The following is a 17,323-nucleotide window of genomic DNA, read 5'->3' as shown; positions in this document are numbered from 1 at the left end:
TATAAATAGTAAAAAAACGCTTGGAAAACCTACTCCAAGCGTTTTGTAATTTAATTCTTGTCTTTTATACTTAAAAGTCTCAAACTATTTAATGTCACGATTAGGGTCGCACCCATATCTGCAAAAATCGCAATCCAGAGAGTAAGCCAGCCTGGAACGACTAAAAGCAACGCTAACAGCTTGATGCCAAGTGAAAATGTGATGTTTTGTTTAATAATCGTTAATGTTTTTTGGGAGAGTTTCATGGCGAATGGAAGTTTTCTTAAATCGTCTGCCATAAGAGCAATATCCGCAGTTTCTAATGCCGTGTCGGTCCCTGCTCCACCCATTGCTATCCCCACATTTGCTGCTGCAAGGGCGGGAGCATCGTTCACACCATCTCCTACCATCGCTACTTTTTCATAGGATTTACGAAGTTCTTTAATAGTTCCAAGTTTCTCATGTGGTAGTAGTTCAGACTGAATATCTGTAACACCTACTAGTTTCCCGATAGCTTCTGCAGTACCTTTATTATCCCCGGTCAACATGATTGTTTTTTGGATTCCTTGAGAATGCAACTGTTTTATGACTCCAAGACTGGATTCTCTTATTTCATCTGCAACGGCGATTAGTGCTAAGATTTCATTTTCGTTTCCAAATAATATTACAGTTTTCCCTTGGTTTTGCAATTCACTGATTTGAGCAGTGAATGATTCTATTCCTGATAAGATGCGCTCTTTGCTCCAAGTTGGACTTCCAGCGAAGTATGTTATACCGTTAATGGTTCCTTGGATACCCTTACCCGTTATAGATTGAAAGTTTTCAATATCAATCTGTTGGTAAGAGCAATCTAAATCATCCGCTTTCTTTACAATTGCCGATGCTAGGGGATGTTGAGACGCTCTTTCTAGGGCGGCTACTAGAGAGAATATCTCTTTAGTGTCACTTTCAATTTTAAGATCTGTTACAACAGGTATCCCCTTCGTTAACGTACCCGTTTTATCAAATGCTATTGCTTTAATCGCCCCAAGTTCCTCTAAATGGATACCGCCTTTTATTAATACACCGTTCCGAGCAGCGTTTCCGATTGCCGTTACGATAGAAACTGGTGTCGATATGACTAACGCACAAGGGCAACCAACTACGAGAACAGCTAATCCCTGGTAGATCCACTTCTGCCAGTCACCATCAAATAGGGGAGGGAGAACAGCGACAAGAAAGGCAACAAGGATGATTGCTGGTGTATAGTATTTTGCAAACCGATCCACGAAAGCCTGAGAAGGTGCTCTTTCTGCTTGAGCTTCTTCAACCAGATGAATAATTTTTGAGATTGTCGTGTCATCGACATGTTTGGTGACCTCAACCTCTAACAACCCTTCCTCGTTTAGTGTGCCTGCAAAGACTTCATCATCCTTTTCTTTTGTAACTGGAATGGATTCTCCTGTAATTGCCGCTTGATTGACAGAAGAGATTCCCTTTATTACACGTCCATCCATGGCAATTTTTTGTCCTGGTTTTACGATCATGACATCCCCTACCTCAATGTCATCAACCTTTACCATTTGTTCTTGGTTACCACGCTTGATCAGCGCTTCTTTAGGTGCTATATCCATCAAGGATCGGATCGATTGTCTTGCTTTATCCATCGAATAGGATTCTAAGGCTTCTGAGATAGCGAATAGGATGACAACCATCGCCCCTTCTCCCCATTCACCAATAAATGAAGCACCGATAATCGCGATTGTCATCAGAGTCCTCATATCAAAGTCAAGATGGAGAAGATTCTTAAATCCTGTGATAAACAGTCGATAGCCACCGATTACAATTGATAGGACATAGGGAATTATGGAAGTGATCGATTTCTCCCCATACATCTCAGCTGCAAGCCAACCCATGATCAGAAAAATGCTAGAAGCGATTAGGGAAGCATGCCGTTTATAAATTGCTTCATTATTTTTTTCAAACTCCTCGTTCTCTGGAACAACTTTGATATTCTCAAATGCTCCTGCTTTTTCGATTGATTTAATAGTGGTTTCTCCATATACAGTCAGTTTTAATGCTCCAAAATTAACACTTGCATCTGAAACACCATCCAGGTGTTTTACGTTCGTTTCGAACTTTTTCGCACAGCCCGCTCAAGTGAATCCAGACACACGGTATACAGTTTTGTTACCTTGCTTCGTTAAAGCTTCTTCCACGATGTTCCACCTCCTCCTGGTGTGTAAAAGTAATTTTAATCAGTTGTACTACATGCTCATCATCTAAAGAATAAAAAACCAGTTTTCCTTCTTTTCGGTATTTCATTAAGCCCATACTCCTAAGATGTCTTAGATGATGGGATGCTGTTGCAGTTGTACTTCCTACGATGTTAGCAACATCACAAACACATAGCTCCTTTTCAAGTGTAAGTGCATAAGCTATTTTAAGTCTTGTTTCATCTGAGAGAGCTTTGAAAATACTTGCTACGTTTAGCGAATTTCTTTTATTGATTTCATCTTTAACTCGAACAACTTTTTTCTCGTCAAAACAAGTTACTTCGCATACGTCTTGACTTTTCAACTTTTATCCACCTCATCCCAAACATTCAAACATCCATTTGAATGTATTATATGTAAATTGAAGAGGACGTGTCAACATTCAAGAGTAACTCCAGCATTTTGAAACCCTTTAATCTCAATTTGATGTAGTTTGTCGTGGTTGCACCATCTTTTGTTTGAGTAGTTCAGATATAATTCACCATAAACATTTTCATTTTGTTGTTTGTAATAAGTATGGTTAAGGTTTTTTTTATTAATTGGACACACATAAATGGTTTAGAACGGATTGATTCCCACATAAGAAAGCCCGTTTTTAACTTATTAGCAAAAACAGGCATTATCCAATAAATTAATTAGGTTACATTAAAACCCCATTCAAGAGTCAGTAGTCAGCTTTGGTTTAACATTTTTTATTACTACTTTGCTTTTTGGAATACTCGGCATGCTCACCAAGCTGTAACTTAAATCCTGATCTGGAACTTCATATTTCATTTGATTAACCAGATAATCAAGACTTACTTTCATAACTTCAATTGTGACCCATTCTCCAGCACAGCGATGACCCATAAATTGATCACCACCACCTTGTGGAATGAAGCTAAAAGGGCTTCCTTCCCATCTGGCAAAGCGCATCGGATTGAATAAATCAGGGCTTTCCCATACTTCTGGATCATGATTGGTACCATAAAGATCAAGTAATGTTAAGGTATCTTTTTTAAACTCATAGCCCTTCCAGACAAAATCTGTTTTCACCAGTGCCGCAACACAAGGAAAAAATGGAAAGAATCGGCGCACTTCCTGTATAAACATATGAAAATATTTTTTATAGCAGGATTGAAGTTTTTTCCTTTCTTCCGGATAATGATGCAATGCGAGCGCTATGAAATTGATAAATATAGCGTTCGCGACAATTGGTCTCAAGATATTGATTACTTCAACAGCAGCGGTGTTGATATCCAGAAGCTTTCCTTCTAGATCTTTATGCCAGGTAAATACATGTAAAGCAGTATCTTCTGGAGGATTTATTTTCCCATTACGCACCTTATTAATTAACTCGACAATCCACTTCTCCACGTTATTACGTGCATGTCTACCAAGCCAATGATTAAGGCCAATTGCGGCTGGAGTCTCGAACATCGCTGCTAAGTCTTTTGTCATTTTTTTAACATCAGCATCTTCTATAGGAACTCCCGCCCATTGACACGCCGTTCTGCACATAATTTCCTTCACTTCTTCATAGAGGGTAATTTTGTCTTTCCGTTCCCATTTATTTAGAGCTGTCATCCATTGAATTTTTGTAATGTTTGTTAGTTTTCGGATTCCTTGGGTAGTCATAATGGACATAAACATTTCTTTCCGATGTTTGTGATCTTGTCCATCCAATGCCTGAACACCATTTTTCCCAAACAATGTTTGAACTGCTCGATTTGGTGCTGCACTTTTCCTTTTGAATTTCTCAGGGTCATAAAAAATTTCAGTAGCTTCCATCCCGACCATGCATATTGCTTTTTTTCCAAGTAATCGTGTCTCAAAAACATTAGAATTAAAGCCTTGACGTCTATTTAAAATGTATCTATAACCCTCTCTAATGAAACTTAATGAATGATCTATTCCTTCCTCTCGAGGCATTTTACGTATTTCTGACATATCATTTACCTCCACTTCAATTAGTAATGGTTTATTTATTAACTATTCCTTATTAACTTTTAATAAACTTACACATTCTATACGGTGCTCAAATTGATATAATTTAACCTTATTAATGATAAGGATAAGGTCTTCAAACATGAAACTTTTGCATCCAAACTTGCAGCAACGGAAAGTCTTCACAAAATAAACATTGAACCGCCACACTTTATTAACGTTTTTAAAAAGAATTACATCTTTCTATTAAAGATGGAAGATGAATGTTATCTTATAGCCATCCCTAGAACAACTTATGCAAAAGAAGCCTCCCACGAAAATTTAGTGGGAGGCTTTTTTTAATTTCTTCTCTTATTCATTTAGCTAGTAAAATGCACTTATTTCTTCTCTTTAGGTACGATTTGATTCATAAAGGAAATGATGTCTTTTTCACTTAAGCTAGCGGTAGTCTTTTTTACAATTTTTCCGTTCTTATCAATCAAAACCGTTGTGGGTATCGGTCCAATCCCAAAAGCTTTAGTTACTTCTCTATCTTTATCCATAGGAATTGGGAAAGACAAGTGGTATCTATCTACGAAGTTCTTGACTGACACGTTAGACTCAGCTATGTTAACGGCTAGAATCTCAACCCCCTGATCTTTATATTTTTGATATTGTCGTTCCATATAAGGCATCTCCCGCTCACAAGGTTTACACCAAGTACCCCAAAAATTCAAGAAAACTCCTTTGCCACGATAATCAGATAATTTCACAGATTTTCCGTTCAAGTCTTTCAATACAAAATTAGGCGCTTGATCTCCAACCTGAACGAGAGAATTTTTTTCCTTAAAAAGGTTTATATAGAGCGTGTATCCAATTACTAGTACAAAAACACCTAGAATCAGACTCCTGTAAATAAATCGATTTTTTTTCATTTTTAACCCTTCGTTATCATATTTTTTTTCTTTAAAACTAATGTGGCCAAACTTCGATCACTCCTAAATAAAATATTACCTTATACATATTGCTCATTTATTTCAAACCCTTATTGAAAATATAGCAGTTAAATTTGTATAAAGTGTGAAGAAATAAAAATTAATACACATAAATAAAAACATCCTCCGGCTTTTCAGCCGAAGGAAAACACTACAAAGTTATATTAAACATAAAACCAAAATATAAAGTCACGATAAAAGCTAGACCAAAGGACAAGGCTAAAACTGGTTTCGCATTTTTTCTAAAGCTGATTAATATCAATAGCAAGAACAATACAGAAAGTAAACCTAAAATAACACCTAACATGGTTGGTTCTAATTGAATTTGGAAAGAAGACGGTATTTTACTTCCAAGGAAGTGCAGCATCCATGGAGCGGTCTCCACCGATTCATGAGGCGGTGACAAGGTTCCTAGTCTACTTGTAAAGAAAAATACGATCAATAATATAAGGCTTTCGATCCTCATCCAAGAAAGGGGTTGAAAGGACCAATCAGCCTTTGTTTTTTTAGCCAGTATCCCGTTGATGACAGCAAACACGAGAACGGGGATTATGCTGATATGTTTAAGCAGTAACATCTGACCATATGGAATAGCCCAGGAGTTAAGATATTCGCTTGGTTCCACGACTTTAAACATGATAAAGATGCCACTCATAAAAAGGATAACCACACATCCTATGGCTACCGGATTAAACCATCTTAAGAACTTCGCCCAGTTTTTTGCTTCCTTTGAAAACCAAGCTACTTGAAGTAGAATCCCTACCCAAACGCATACACTTAAGAAATGTACCGTATGAAGGAAAAAGCCTGACCAAAAAGATAGTGAGGCAACATGGCTCGCATATCCTACAGAACCTATCAATAGGAGCAGCCAAAATGCTTGCAAGTGTTTGGAACCTTTTAAGAATAAGGTCACCCATAGCATTACAGAAACAATCGCTGTGATAATCCAGCCTTTTCCAACGTTGAATTGTGTGAGAACCAAGTAAGTGGTATGTCTAAAACCAAAATCCTCTGCAAAATAATTGATGACATAAAGTACCGGGCCGAAGGAAAAGAGTAAAACCCCTAGTGGCATGATTAGCAATAGTGTTCTAGAAGTTATGATCTTCGGCTGTTTGGATTCTGGAACGTACTGTAAAATCACATGTCCAACGAGTAACGAAAAGAAAACATAGTTTAAGAATTCAGCGAACGGAATGAAACCGGTCATGACTTCATCTTCTTGATTCTGAAGAAAAAGACGATAGTGCCAATCACAAAGCCGATGATGATAAAGAATATCGGACTAAGACCCTCATCCTTTTTTGTATTCTCTTTGGTTAACCCTTTTTCTTCATCTTTTTGTTTATCAGAATCCGTTTCTGTTTCGTTTTCCACTGGTGAATCTACTTTTTCTTTTTGTTCGACTTGAACGTTGAACGGGATTTCTCCGTCAATAGGATGACCGTCCGTTCCGATTATCTTCCACTGGATCTTGTATGAGCCATTTTCTAATGAACGAGGCAACATGCCACTCATTGACTTTTCTTTGATCTTAACGGAATCAAGTTCAATCTCTTCCCCATCATCCTTAACGACCTTCATCGTACTTAAGTTCTCAACCTTTGTTTCGAATTGAAGGGTTATCTCTTTTAGTTCCTCTTTCACTATATCGCCATCTGCAGGACTTGATGATTTTAGTCCTGTATGAGCACTTGTGAGAGTTGGTACCATAAACGTAAGTAAGCAAAGCATTAACACAAATTTTTTCATATAAAATCACCTGTTTCTTTAAATTTCTGGAGTGGGTGTTGGTTTTGCATATCCCTTTTCATACGTTGAGTCAATTTTTTCTCGAATTTCTTTTATGGATTTGCCTTTGCTGTAATCAAGTACGGATTTTGCGGCAATTTCTAAACATACTCCGCACTTTGTCCCATGATCATCCCATACCAGAGAACCATCTGATTTATTTTCATTTATAAAACAATCGTAGTTATTCTTATGACCCGCTTCTTCACCACAGCCACAATAACAGGGCATCTTCTCTAATAACTCTTTATGCATAGCAGCAGCTTTATAGATAATCTGCATGTTTTCTGGTTTTTCAGATAAAAAAGAGGGAAGCGTCTCCATGTTCTTTGTTTCTTCTCTAATATCTGAGACCCCATGATCTGACTTTTGACTGCTTGATTCAGATTTATGATTGCTATGTTCAGCATTGCTCTTCTTAGGCTCATCTTTTGAACATGCCGTAGCTAATAAAAGGCATAAAACGAGCAGATAAGGTACTATTCTATTTATGTTCACAGTTTCTCACTCCTAAACAGTTAGCGGTTTAGCTTCAACGTTATTGTAATAAAAGAAAAGCCCCTCGTATAGACGGTTCACAATATATACATATATAAACAAATAAAAAAAGCAGTGAGTTGTCTCGCCACTTTTCACAAAGTAGTAAATAAAATTCACTTATTATTTTGTTTATAATTTCAGCAATCTATAAGATCATTCCTGCACACTTTTAAATAAACATATATAATCATTGTTTTTTACTTCGATTTTCTTCTTCTCGTTTATGACCTTCTAATAACAAATGGAAGAAGAAGTCGATCCCTTTGTTAAATCCTAAATATTTCGCACAAAAATATGGAATGATTTTAATGTTAGTGAATCTAGTAAACTTGTATAATTTCATCTCTAGCTGGTAATCCTTTAATTATGGGGTGAATACGATGTTAAACAAGAAGAGAAGGAATTTATTTTTAATTGTATTTTTATTTGGTATTTTTTTATTGAATGAGAAAAATGCTTTTAGTTTCTTTAAGGAAAATCAATTGTTGGATATAATAGAAGGGGTAAAAAAACAGGAAATAGAAATAAAAAATTGGTCTATGTTAATAAAGAAACCTATTGTTCAAACGAAAAGCAAAATTGAAATTAATAAAAAAATAGAGCAAATTAAAACTGAACAAAAAGGATTTACATGGTCGATCGAACCTTCACAAGGAAAGCACTATAAAATGATAGGGATGAGGAAAAATTTTACAGGGAATGTCAGTGAGAGAATATTGATTATCTTTTATCCTGTAGAAAATAATAGATATAATTTGAGTGTCACATACGCTGTACTTGGTAAAGGCTGGAACAGAAATGAATGGAATCGCATTTCAAAGGAATACGAGTCGGAAATGAATCGCTTTTCTGTATTTTACGCCGTTGAAGGTGTTAAAAAGCTTAAGGAACCACTAAAAACGGAAGCAACAAAGTTATTAAATCGGTTCTCTGCAAATACAGTAGAGGGTTTGTATGAAAAAAACTTCATATCAGTATCTGCTTATAATAAGATTTGGAAATCAAAAATTCCATTAGGAAATCAAAAATTTATGAATCTACACATTTCTTATCGAACTTCAAACGGTAATAATAATGATACAACCGTAACGATCGGCACCCCTATTATTACATCGGAGTATTAAAGCTGTTTTTCGGTTTGCTTCATAAATTTTTAACGTGTTAAAAAACTTTTACATGTTTGATATCATTATTATAAGAACATATGATAAATAGAACTTATCCCAACCCCATTTTTGTGTAGATATAGAAAGGTCATGCCTACTTAGAGGCATGACCTTGTTGTTTACGCCGTATATAAAAAGTTTAAGATTTGAACACTATTTTAATAACATCTTCATCATCACTCTTTAATCCTTCGTTAAAAATTAATTTTGTTTTAAAGTAATAAGACTCTTCTTGTCGAGACGCTACAAGTGATGAAGGCAGTTCGAAGGTAAATGGAATCCTAGTTTCTTCGTCTGCGTTTATGATTGTAGAAGTATGAATAGTGAAAGACTTAATTACTTGCTCCGTCTGCTTATTTATATTTTGATAAATAAGATCGCAATCTACTCTTCTAATTCCTTGTTCGATAATCCCTCCGTTTATATTGAAGTGCCCGACTACAATCTCACCAGGATAATAAGTGTCCTTCTCTAACAATAAGTCAATTTTCGCTGAACCAATTCCAATTAATGCTGTGTACTTTCTAATTAACATATAGGTCCCTCCATATTAAAAGATAAATTTCCAGTTTCAATAGTGACAAAACATTAGCAACAGCCTAGTGAAAGAAAAAAGACCTATGCTATTTTGCGGCATAGGTCTTAGAATTCAAAAAAGACCTCTACCAACAGGTAAAGGTCTTGCTAACAACAGCGTGTTGCCAATACAGCCGAGAGTAAACTCCGAATTGACGACTATACTGTAAAAGCTACTCCCCTTTAGGAGAAATATATTTTTTTCTGAAATCTCTTTAGATAGATATCGGTCATTAAGCTGTTTTACTGACCGTGTTAGAATAAATTTTTTCCAGAATGAAAGTGCATAAAGCACTGCAAACATTAACTGAATACACTACATCTCTCATGTAATCGCTCTCCAATTCATACTCTGCTAACAATTCTTTCAGAAAAAAAGATACGCTTTCTTTAGAGTAATCCTTTACCGCAGGCAAGGTCAGTCGATTTACCAAATTCAAAGTCTTTACCTTATTATCTAATGTTGCTTCATACTTCACGTGAGGTATCATGTAATCTTTAAATTCCCACCTTTGATTATGTGGAACGCAAAAAAAGTCAGTAACAAAATGGCAAATGACACCCATTTCAATTTCAATTCTTTTTTGTTTTTGTTTATCTAATAAATGGATTGCTGGTGTATTAATAAGAGCAACAACTTTATCTACGACAAAATCAAAACTCTCTTCTATATAATGTTTTCGTTTGGCAAGTTCAGGAACAAAATCTGGTTTCATATTAGCCCAATAGAATGTTGATTTGTTTAAGTCATACTGAACATTTTCTTTAACATGTGTCTTTATATGAAAAGCCATCACTTTATGTGAATATGCAAACAGAATAAACAGTCCTTTCTAATAGAAACATTATTTTCATAAACATAGTACATTCGTGAAATTTAGTCAACTTGTGTAATGTTTTTATATGTTATTAATTAATCGATTACCGATAAATGTCCCGGTCTAATAAGCTATGTTAAGGAAACATGAAATGGATAACCTAAATTCGAATAAATGATAAAGTACTGTATACACCGTATTTTGGTTAATACTCATTGTAAGCTCTGGCTTCTCTATGTGTGCGTATATTGCCTTTTTGATTGAATAAGATAATTTAAAACCCTCTTTAAAAACTTTGTAATTTCTCTCATATTCCCAGTTTAGAATCCCAAAATGATTATGGTATATCTACAAACACTAAGAAAAAATGACCTTGGAGGGTTTATAATTGAAAAGATGGATGCTTTCGTTAGGATTAATGACAGGACTCCTTGCATTGTCAGCTTGTAGTTCTGGAGAAGCTTCAGATTCAGAAGCTATTGTAGAGTCGAACGTGGGAGAAATCACGAATGAAGATCTTTACGCTAAATTAAAAGCTCGATACGGAGAACAAGTTCTTAGCCAAATGGTTGACCAGATGGTACTTGAAAAAAAGTATAAGGTAACTGACAAAGAAATAAAAAAAGAAATAGAAAAGATCAAGAAAGAATCTGGCGGGGAAGATGCGTTCAAAAAGCTTCTTGAACAGAACGGAATTACTGATGAAAAAGCACTTGAAGATCGTATAAAAACTATGCTCGTCAGCCAAAAAGCCACAACAGATGGCGTGAAAGTTTCAGCAGAAGAAATGAAGAAAGCATTTGAAGAAAAATTCAAAACTGAGGTTAAGGCTAGTCACATCCTTGTTGACGATGAAAAAACAGCACAAGAAGTAAAAGAAAAACTCAATAATGGTGGAGATTTCGCAAAGCTAGCAGAAGAGTATTCAAAAGATCCTGGATCAAAAATGAAAGGTGGGGATCTTGGCTTTTTTGGTAAAGGAGCCATGGTACCTGAATTTGATAAAGTTGCTTTTACAATAGAAAAAAATAAAGTAAGCGATCCGATTAAATCTAATTATGGCTATCACATCATTAAAGTGACTGATAAACGAGAGAATACTTTTAATGATAAAGAAAAAGAAATAGAAGAACAAATAAAACAAGAAAAAGCAAAACCAATTACTGAAATCGTAGAGAAGCTTCGCAAAGATGCAAATGTAAAGGTTAATGACAAAGAGCTAAAAGGGATCTTAGAGAAGAAGCAAGAACAAACTCCTCAAATGCCTCAATAATTTTTTTTTCAAAACTCGTTTTCGTAAATAAATAGCAAAGAATTCAAAAGAGCATCTAATACGATGCTCTTTTTTGATGGGATCGTAAAGGTAAAGACCACCATTTAGTAAACATCATACGTATAAAATAAAACTTAAATTGTGCTGGTATTGCTTTTATTGTGTCAGCACATTATTGTGCGCTTCAAAGCATTTCCGATTGTGAATCACAGTAAAGATAAGGGGAGCGTTTTCTCTCCTTTAAGGTACTTGGACATTCCATTTCTGAGAAAATAAGAAATAAAGGAAGAGATTTTCATCTCCTCCTTCTATGCTTTACATGCAGCCTTTTTCTTTTAAGCTTGTATAGTCTGCATCGGCATTTACTATCAGATGATCTAATACATCAATGCCAAGCATCTTGCCGGCTTCTGCTAATCGCTTCGATACTGCAATGTCTTCTCCGGATGGTGTGATATCTCCACTTGGATGCTGGTGCGAGACGATAATCGAAGCTGAGTTGTTTAAGATCGCCGCCTTGAATACCTCTCTTGGGTGAACAATACTTGAATTAAGAGCTCCTACATGACATCGGTGGACGGCTACAACTCTATTTTTCGTATTGAGACACATCACGAGAAATACTTCCCTGTCTTCATCTCCTATGAATGCAGCTGCAATCTTTGCTCCATCGATTGGTGAACGAATCATGTGACTCTCTCCTTCTCTCACCTCTGCGATAACTTGCTTGATTTGAAGAATTTCATACAGTTTTTCCATGCTTCAACAGCTCCCTTCTTTGTTTGAAGGCCAACTAATCTTTGCGATAAGAGCTGTCAAGGGACTTGAAGTTTGTGCAAGTTTTTTGGAGTGTTATCAAAAAAGTTCACAAAGTTTGCGGAGAGATAGCGAAGCATCCCTTTACTGATCTCATGAGCGAACGATTACACTTAAGAGAACAAAGAGGAAAGAGAAAATACTTTTTATTTTTCGGTTAAAAAGTACATCTAATAATTTAATTCTTGCTATTGACCTTCAACAATCGCACCAGTTAGTTGAAAAGAAGATCTTTGATAAGGAGTAACCTACCCCATTTTAATTGGTATTTGTCAGCCACCCTCTATACAAGTTGCAGTAGAGCTCCCAACAGCAGTATTTAATTTTTCAAGAAGTATAGATAGATGTTGTTCTTCCACTAATGTTTCTAAGGATTGATTTATAATTGGGATACGATATTTATTGAAAATTTCTGCCGTCATTTCCCAAACTTCAACTATTGCTCGGGGGGACATATTTGATTGTATAACCACTCTATTCTCCTTTTGCTTAATTTTATTTTAGATCTGATTCAATAAACCTCGCCTTTTGTTCAATAAAATAGTATACTTCTCCTTTTTGAAGAATTCACAAAGTTAGTGCAATCTAATTTAAAACGTTGTTTTTTACTAAAGCTTTATAGTAAAAATACAATAAAAAATAAGGTGCAAGATATGAAAGAAAAGTCCAACCTATATTCCAATTGTTACTGTATTCAACCCTTCCAATTATTAGATAAATGAACTCTAGTCCTGTTGTTACTAAAGAAAAAACTAATATAGTGAATAAAGCTTTTTTGTATTTTCGTATTAATAATATAAGTAAGAATGCCAAGATACTGTATAAACCTAAATTGAATGGCAGCTCAGCAATGGTATCATCATCAAATGGTTTTACGTTCCAAAAACCAAAATAAAAACCGAGTTCATCAACAAAAAAGGCTAATACACTTCCGAATGGAGCTATCGTTAATAGAAGTGCTTTATTCATTTTTTTGTGAAACATTAATATTATAGACCAGGGAACTAGGAAGGCAACAAAAATGTTAAAGAACATAATTAAATAATCACCCCTATCATTTTTCCTCTTATCCTTTCTAAATTTGACTGTTTCTATTGGTAATTAACACAAACTATCCCATAAAAGAGTTATTCTTGAGTGGAGGACTAAAAAATGTAAAAATATTATTTACTCCCTGCCATAAAAGGAACTTTATTCATCCCTTATGCTTTAGGTGAACATTCTACATTATTCATTTAACATCCTGCTTTTCAACTAACCCTTATTCTAATATCTGGCCCATTGAATAAATATAAGAAAAAAGATGTCCTTTTTAGCAAGACATCTTTCATTTTTATAATGGTTCAGCATCTAATTGTTCAAATCCATTGACTAACCACTTCTCTCCTTCCTTTTGTAAAAAGACTTCCAAAGTAATACGAGAGTTTTCTTTTTGATTATTAGCTAAAGATGTTATAGTCTCCTCAAATGTAACGACAGCACTACTGTTCTCACCTTCATTTTTGATGTAAACCCTTGAATCATTGACTTCATGTTCATAGAGAAGCTTTTCCCCTTCTTCAGTAGAAAAGTACTTGTTGAACAGTTCTTGTGTTAATACTGTTTTTGCTTTTTCACATCTTTGTTCAAGTTGATCATCTTTCACATGAAACATGGACTGTATAAAAACATTAATGCTCTCTTCAATCTTTGCATTTTCAGTTTCGTTGACTTCTTTTTCGTTCATTCTAGTATTGGTTTTTAAAAATTGTATTTGATCTTCTTTTCGTTCAACTTCTTTTGTAAGTCTATTAATTTGGACAGCTTGCTGATCGATTGTTCGAAAGCCGAACCAGATAAGTAGAATTAATATAATCGTGAAACCTAATAAACCTGTCTTTACTATGAATTCCTGTTTCAAATTTTCCTCCTCCCTATAAACCCAGTAGAGTATGTGGATTTAGGTGATTACTCCATTTGGATTCTTTAATTTCAAAATGGAGATGGGGACCTGTTGAATTTCCTGTGCTACCGCAAACTCCAATATTCTGACCGCTTTTGATCGATTCACCTTTTCTAACATTCGCCTCCGATAAGTGAGCATAACCGGAATATAAGTTATCTCCATGTTTCAATATAACTAAATTCCCATAACCTGCAGCTCCGTTTTTATTTTTATGAAAACCAGAATAAACGACTTTTCCTTCACTTGCTGCATGAATAGGTGTTACATGATTGATACAACCAAAGTCGATACCTTTATGATTCTCTTTGCTACCATCAGACCAAGTTCTCCATCCGAATCCACTGGTTACGTTCTTCAAACCTTTTATAGGAGACGACCAATCCCCCTTTCCTGAAGCAGGAAGAGTGTAATCATAGTACTGCAAAACGGCATCCACATAGCCAATATCTCCATAGCAAGCTTGCTCCGCTAAAGATTCAGGGCGTACGCAGCTATAAAGTCCAGTGTGTGCTAACTTTTGATATTGTTGTTGTGAAAATGCAATCGCTAGCTCTTTTGTATACTGCCCTCCATTTTGGTTCACATAGTCGATGAAGCCACTACCAAAATTATAGCTTTGAATGGTCGTTTTCAAATCACCCTCTGCTTCCTTAAGCATTGCAGAAAAGTACTTTACACCTTGCTCAATAGATTTTTCAGTATCTTTAATACACCCAACACTTCCACATAAGCTTTCACTCGCTTGCATTGGATCGTCACCTTTTCCTCCCGACTCTTGCATCATAATAGCAAGTAGAACACTGACATATTCGCTCACTTCGTATTCTTTTGCGTATTTCTCTACCGTTGCTTTATGTTTAAGGACATTTTGACTGACATTAGCCGTTCCTTCTTCTAACGTATTGTTTTTACCACCAAATAATTGATCAGCCATCATTAATACCATAAAGGCACTTCCGAAAAGCAGTCCAATAAATAGAATGATAGGTAGCAGATATTTCAGTACCAATACCCATATGGCTGTCTTCACTTTTACTTCTACAGCTTGTCTTATCAACTGGCATCCCTCCTAATCCTTGCTAGACGAACGAAGTCGGGGTGTTCGATTTAACTTTCCATGGGTCTGCTCCAATTGATTTTCGAAAGTCTTATCTTTTATTTGGTACGGGTTTCTTGCTGAAGATTGAGTCCGTTTAGGAGAGGTCATCGATTCTATTTTTTGTTTACGTGCATTTAATTGCTCGTTCTTGTCAGGGTTAGTGATTTGATTGGATGGTGAAGTTTTCTTATTTTTCATTAAGAAATTCTGTTCATCCTTATTGAATGATTGATGTTTTAATTTCTTCGGTTTCCGGTATTGGGATGGTAAGAATGAAGAATGGGAAGATGATTGTTCCATGGCAACAGCGGTGTCTTGTTTGGGTTGGTTGGGATATTTAAAGCTTCTTGAATGGGAACTACTAGTCTTTCCATTGGGACGAATAGGATGAACGTTTCCTGAATGTCTGCTTGAAGAGCTGTCTTGATCATTGGTATTTGTATTTTTTATTGCTGAGAATCTTCTTATAGGTTGACGAAGTTGTGAAACAGCACCTTGCATACCTCGTTTTGCTTTACTAATAGATTTACGATTTAAAGTAGATGCCCCCATTTGATGAAGATTTGGTGTAGCACCCTCTAACATACTAAGAGCAAACTGACGCTTGGAGTACATGAAGACGATTGCCACACAAAACATGATTTGAATAAAGATTCTGTAATAAATGTCATCCGACATGTTTGTCATCTCATACCCCAATGAAATAAAACTAGTCGCCACTAGTACAAAGAACATCGTCACTGACTTAAAAAGAATGAGAATGGTTGTCCCTTTCAGGTATCTGCCAACCAGTGCTTCAAAACTTGGAAACAGACTGATAAAAATCATGATGGGTGCTAAAAGCAGCATCATGATAAAAGCGAACTGCAGCATCACACGAATTAATGCGATAAAGAAAAACACGACACCTTGTATAACCGTTGAAAGTATCATAACGAGAATGTAACCGGCTTGCTTCCATCCATTACCCGCAAAGATATTTTTGTTATCGTATTGATCATATTCTTTCTGAGCAATTTCTTCTCGTTGTTTTACCCCTTCCTCAATTCTTGGGTCTGCTTTTAAGTAGTCACTGATTCGATTAGTATCTTCGGCCAGTATCTTCTTTTCCTGTGTAGTCCCATACTGTAGTAGTAGGTAAGGTTTATAGATTAACGCATCAAATACTTTATTCTCAATGCCAATAGAAACATTTTTTGCTGTGTTCTTATCAAAGCTATTAAACTGAAAAGCATCATCATCATTAAGAGTTGGATTGACACTCATTACAGCATTTTCTAGTGATGTAGAAAGACCATGTGCAAGGTCGATATAATTGAACTTCTTAGATTGAATGGAAAATAGGAGAGTAAGGCTTAGTAGAATTAGAGTTAATAGTTTAAAGAACGCCTGCCAGTTTTGTTGAATATAGGATCTTACAACGATTCCAATGGAAGCTACAGACAGTGCAAACAAGCCAAAATTAAATGTAAGGGTGCCGGCAGTTCCAGCTGTTATTTCATGGACGGCATCCTTTGTCATGTCCACTACATCGAGCGAAAAGAGTTGATAAACGACCATCATCGTGATTTGTGAAAGTACAATATTGATCATCCAAAAAAAGTTTTTCACCGCAGTTGCAGTCGCCGAACCTGTTTTCGCTGCGACATCCCACCAGCCATCATCCGCGTATGACATTAACTCATACGCAGATTCATCTCGTTCTTTCGCCTTTCTTTCCGTTTCTTCTGCAAAAACCACACTCGATTGAAATATGAGCAGAAGTAAGAAAAAGAAGGAAAGGAAAAATGGATGTTTCACATCCTTCACCTCCTCTAGTAATTAACACATTGATCGGAGTTAGATTTATAATTATTTGTTCCATAGGAGATTTTATAATCTTTCATAATAAAATCTCTATTATATTTATCATCCTTCGTTTTCCAGGAAACAATATAATCGCCCTTAAATTCTGATTTTCCATTTTCGATAGCTTCACAAGCTTTTACTAGCTGAATATCTTCTGCAGAATAATTCCCATCCTTAATTACTTTTTGTTCCAGTGCTTTCTTTGAAACGGCTTCATGAGTCTTTTTTCCATCAAGTCCAAGTTCGTTTGTCCCACATCCTCCTAAAAGGAAAACCCCTAATCCTATTAAAATCATTTTTTTCATAAGACTCTC

At 35.7% G+C, this 17,323-nt stretch carries 18 protein-coding genes; 2 read left to right on the top strand and 16 right to left on the bottom strand.

From position 1 onward, the window contains the following. Positions 1 to 50: 50 nt before the first annotated feature. The 7 genes from IHV09_RS11270 to IHV09_RS11240 form a co-directional block, all read right to left on the bottom strand. Positions 51 to 2,177, bottom strand: coding sequence for a heavy metal translocating P-type ATPase (locus IHV09_RS11270; RefSeq protein ID WP_312035281.1), 2,127 nt, complete (start codon positions 2,175 to 2,177; stop codon positions 51 to 53). After that, on the bottom strand, positions 2,149 to 2,538 hold the full coding sequence (locus tag IHV09_RS11265; RefSeq protein WP_197129690.1) for an ArsR/SmtB family transcription factor: 390 nt from the start codon (positions 2,536 to 2,538) through the stop codon (positions 2,149 to 2,151). Before IHV09_RS11265 ends, IHV09_RS11270 begins: the two co-directional genes overlap by 29 nt. Before the next feature lie 353 nt (positions 2,539 to 2,891). Next, on the bottom strand, positions 2,892 to 4,163 hold the full coding sequence (locus tag IHV09_RS11260) for a cytochrome P450 (protein ID WP_197129687.1): 1,272 nt from the start codon (positions 4,161 to 4,163) through the stop codon (positions 2,892 to 2,894). Positions 4,164 to 4,537: 374 nt separating this feature from the next. Further along, positions 4,538 to 5,074, bottom strand: a complete 537-nt coding sequence (resA, locus tag IHV09_RS11255) for a thiol-disulfide oxidoreductase ResA (protein WP_197129684.1) — start codon at positions 5,072 to 5,074, stop codon at positions 4,538 to 4,540. Between the two features lie 211 nt (positions 5,075 to 5,285). Next, entirely contained in the window at positions 5,286 to 6,347 is a 1,062-nt protein-coding gene (locus IHV09_RS11250) for a copper resistance D family protein (protein ID WP_197129680.1), read from the bottom strand. Then, complete coding sequence (locus IHV09_RS11245) at positions 6,344 to 6,889, bottom strand: copper resistance CopC family protein (RefSeq protein WP_197129676.1); 546 nt, start codon at positions 6,887 to 6,889, stop codon at positions 6,344 to 6,346. The genes IHV09_RS11250 and IHV09_RS11245 overlap by 4 nt, the downstream gene beginning before the upstream one ends. 18 nt (positions 6,890 to 6,907) lie before the next feature. Beyond that, positions 6,908 to 7,426: a PCYCGC motif-containing (lipo)protein gene (locus tag IHV09_RS11240; protein WP_312035280.1), complete on the bottom strand. Its 519-nt coding sequence runs from the start codon at positions 7,424 to 7,426 to the stop codon at positions 6,908 to 6,910. Positions 7,427 to 7,848: 422 nt separating this feature from the next. On the opposite strand from IHV09_RS11240, the gene IHV09_RS11235 reads away from it, so the two are divergent. Continuing rightward, entirely contained in the window at positions 7,849 to 8,592 is a 744-nt protein-coding gene (locus tag IHV09_RS11235) for a YwmB family TATA-box binding protein (RefSeq protein ID WP_197129673.1), read from the top strand. A gap of 181 nt (positions 8,593 to 8,773) precedes the next feature. Here IHV09_RS11235 and IHV09_RS11230 read toward each other — a convergent pair whose 3' ends face one another. Next, positions 8,774 to 9,169, bottom strand: a complete 396-nt coding sequence (locus IHV09_RS11230) for a sporulation protein (RefSeq protein ID WP_197129670.1) — start codon at positions 9,167 to 9,169, stop codon at positions 8,774 to 8,776. 274 nt (positions 9,170 to 9,443) lie between these two features. Next, entirely contained in the window at positions 9,444 to 10,004 is a 561-nt protein-coding gene (locus IHV09_RS11225; RefSeq protein WP_197130015.1) for a zinc dependent phospholipase C family protein, read from the bottom strand. A 412-nt stretch (positions 10,005 to 10,416) separates the two neighbouring features. Between IHV09_RS11225 and IHV09_RS11220 the strand changes: the two genes are divergently transcribed. Then, positions 10,417 to 11,301: a peptidylprolyl isomerase gene (locus tag IHV09_RS11220; RefSeq protein WP_197129666.1), complete on the top strand. Its 885-nt coding sequence runs from the start codon at positions 10,417 to 10,419 to the stop codon at positions 11,299 to 11,301. A gap of 315 nt (positions 11,302 to 11,616) precedes the next feature. On the opposite strand, the gene IHV09_RS11215 is transcribed toward IHV09_RS11220, so the two are convergent. From IHV09_RS11215 to IHV09_RS11185, 7 genes are all read right to left on the bottom strand, one after another. Next, complete coding sequence (locus tag IHV09_RS11215) at positions 11,617 to 12,060, bottom strand: JAB domain-containing protein (protein ID WP_197129663.1); 444 nt, start codon at positions 12,058 to 12,060, stop codon at positions 11,617 to 11,619. Between the two features lie 329 nt (positions 12,061 to 12,389). After that, the gene (locus IHV09_RS11210; RefSeq protein ID WP_197129660.1) at positions 12,390 to 12,590 is read right to left on the bottom strand and encodes a hypothetical protein; all 201 of its coding nucleotides are present in this window, start codon (positions 12,588 to 12,590) and stop codon (positions 12,390 to 12,392) included. A gap of 112 nt (positions 12,591 to 12,702) precedes the next feature. After that, complete coding sequence (locus IHV09_RS11205; protein ID WP_197129657.1) at positions 12,703 to 13,152, bottom strand: CBO0543 family protein; 450 nt, start codon at positions 13,150 to 13,152, stop codon at positions 12,703 to 12,705. Positions 13,153 to 13,450: 298 nt separating this feature from the next. After that, complete coding sequence (locus IHV09_RS11200) at positions 13,451 to 14,017, bottom strand: hypothetical protein (RefSeq protein WP_197129653.1); 567 nt, start codon at positions 14,015 to 14,017, stop codon at positions 13,451 to 13,453. Positions 14,018 to 14,030: 13 nt separating this feature from the next. Next, positions 14,031 to 15,119 (bottom strand): lysozyme family protein, encoded by a 1,089-nt coding sequence (locus tag IHV09_RS11195; protein WP_197129650.1) that lies wholly within the window; start codon positions 15,117 to 15,119, stop codon positions 14,031 to 14,033. A gap of 12 nt (positions 15,120 to 15,131) precedes the next feature. Further along, the gene (locus tag IHV09_RS11190; protein ID WP_197129647.1) at positions 15,132 to 16,961 is read right to left on the bottom strand and encodes a CD3337/EF1877 family mobilome membrane protein; all 1,830 of its coding nucleotides are present in this window, start codon (positions 16,959 to 16,961) and stop codon (positions 15,132 to 15,134) included. A gap of 14 nt (positions 16,962 to 16,975) precedes the next feature. Continuing rightward, on the bottom strand, positions 16,976 to 17,314 hold the full coding sequence (locus IHV09_RS11185) for a hypothetical protein (RefSeq protein ID WP_197129644.1): 339 nt from the start codon (positions 17,312 to 17,314) through the stop codon (positions 16,976 to 16,978). Positions 17,315 to 17,323: the final 9 nt, after the last annotated feature.

The sequence above is a fragment of the Fictibacillus sp. 23RED33 genome (assembly GCF_015903925.1).
Taxonomy (GTDB): domain Bacteria; phylum Bacillota; class Bacilli; order Bacillales; family Fictibacillaceae; genus Fictibacillus; species Fictibacillus phosphorivorans.
Note: the sequence above shows the minus strand (reverse complement) of the source record. Positions and strands in the feature narration are given on the sequence as shown.

What these genes read in the sequence shown, in the direction of transcription:
- IHV09_RS11250 (WP_197129680.1), bottom strand. Translation starts at nt 6,347, where the DNA reads ATGACCGGTTTCATTCCGTTCGCTGAATTCTTAAACTATGTTTTCTTT.
- IHV09_RS11245 (WP_197129676.1), bottom strand. Translation starts at nt 6,889, where the DNA reads ATGAAAAAATTTGTGTTAATGCTTTGCTTACTTACGTTTATGGTACCA.
- resA (WP_197129684.1), bottom strand. Translation starts at nt 5,074, where the DNA reads ATGAAAAAAAATCGATTTATTTACAGGAGTCTGATTCTAGGTGTTTTT.
- IHV09_RS11185 (WP_197129644.1), bottom strand. Translation starts at nt 17,314, where the DNA reads ATGAAAAAAATGATTTTAATAGGATTAGGGGTTTTCCTTTTAGGAGGA.
- IHV09_RS11230 (WP_197129670.1), bottom strand. Translation starts at nt 9,169, where the DNA reads ATGTTAATTAGAAAGTACACAGCATTAATTGGAATTGGTTCAGCGAAA.
- IHV09_RS11260 (WP_197129687.1), bottom strand. Translation starts at nt 4,163, where the DNA reads ATGTCAGAAATACGTAAAATGCCTCGAGAGGAAGGAATAGATCATTCA.
- IHV09_RS11235 (WP_197129673.1), top strand. Translation starts at nt 7,849, where the DNA reads ATGTTAAACAAGAAGAGAAGGAATTTATTTTTAATTGTATTTTTATTT.
- IHV09_RS11215 (WP_197129663.1), bottom strand. Translation starts at nt 12,060, where the DNA reads ATGGAAAAACTGTATGAAATTCTTCAAATCAAGCAAGTTATCGCAGAG.
- IHV09_RS11225 (WP_197130015.1), bottom strand. Translation starts at nt 10,004, where the DNA reads ATGGCTTTTCATATAAAGACACATGTTAAAGAAAATGTTCAGTATGAC.
- IHV09_RS11205 (WP_197129657.1), bottom strand. Translation starts at nt 13,152, where the DNA reads ATGTTCTTTAACATTTTTGTTGCCTTCCTAGTTCCCTGGTCTATAATA.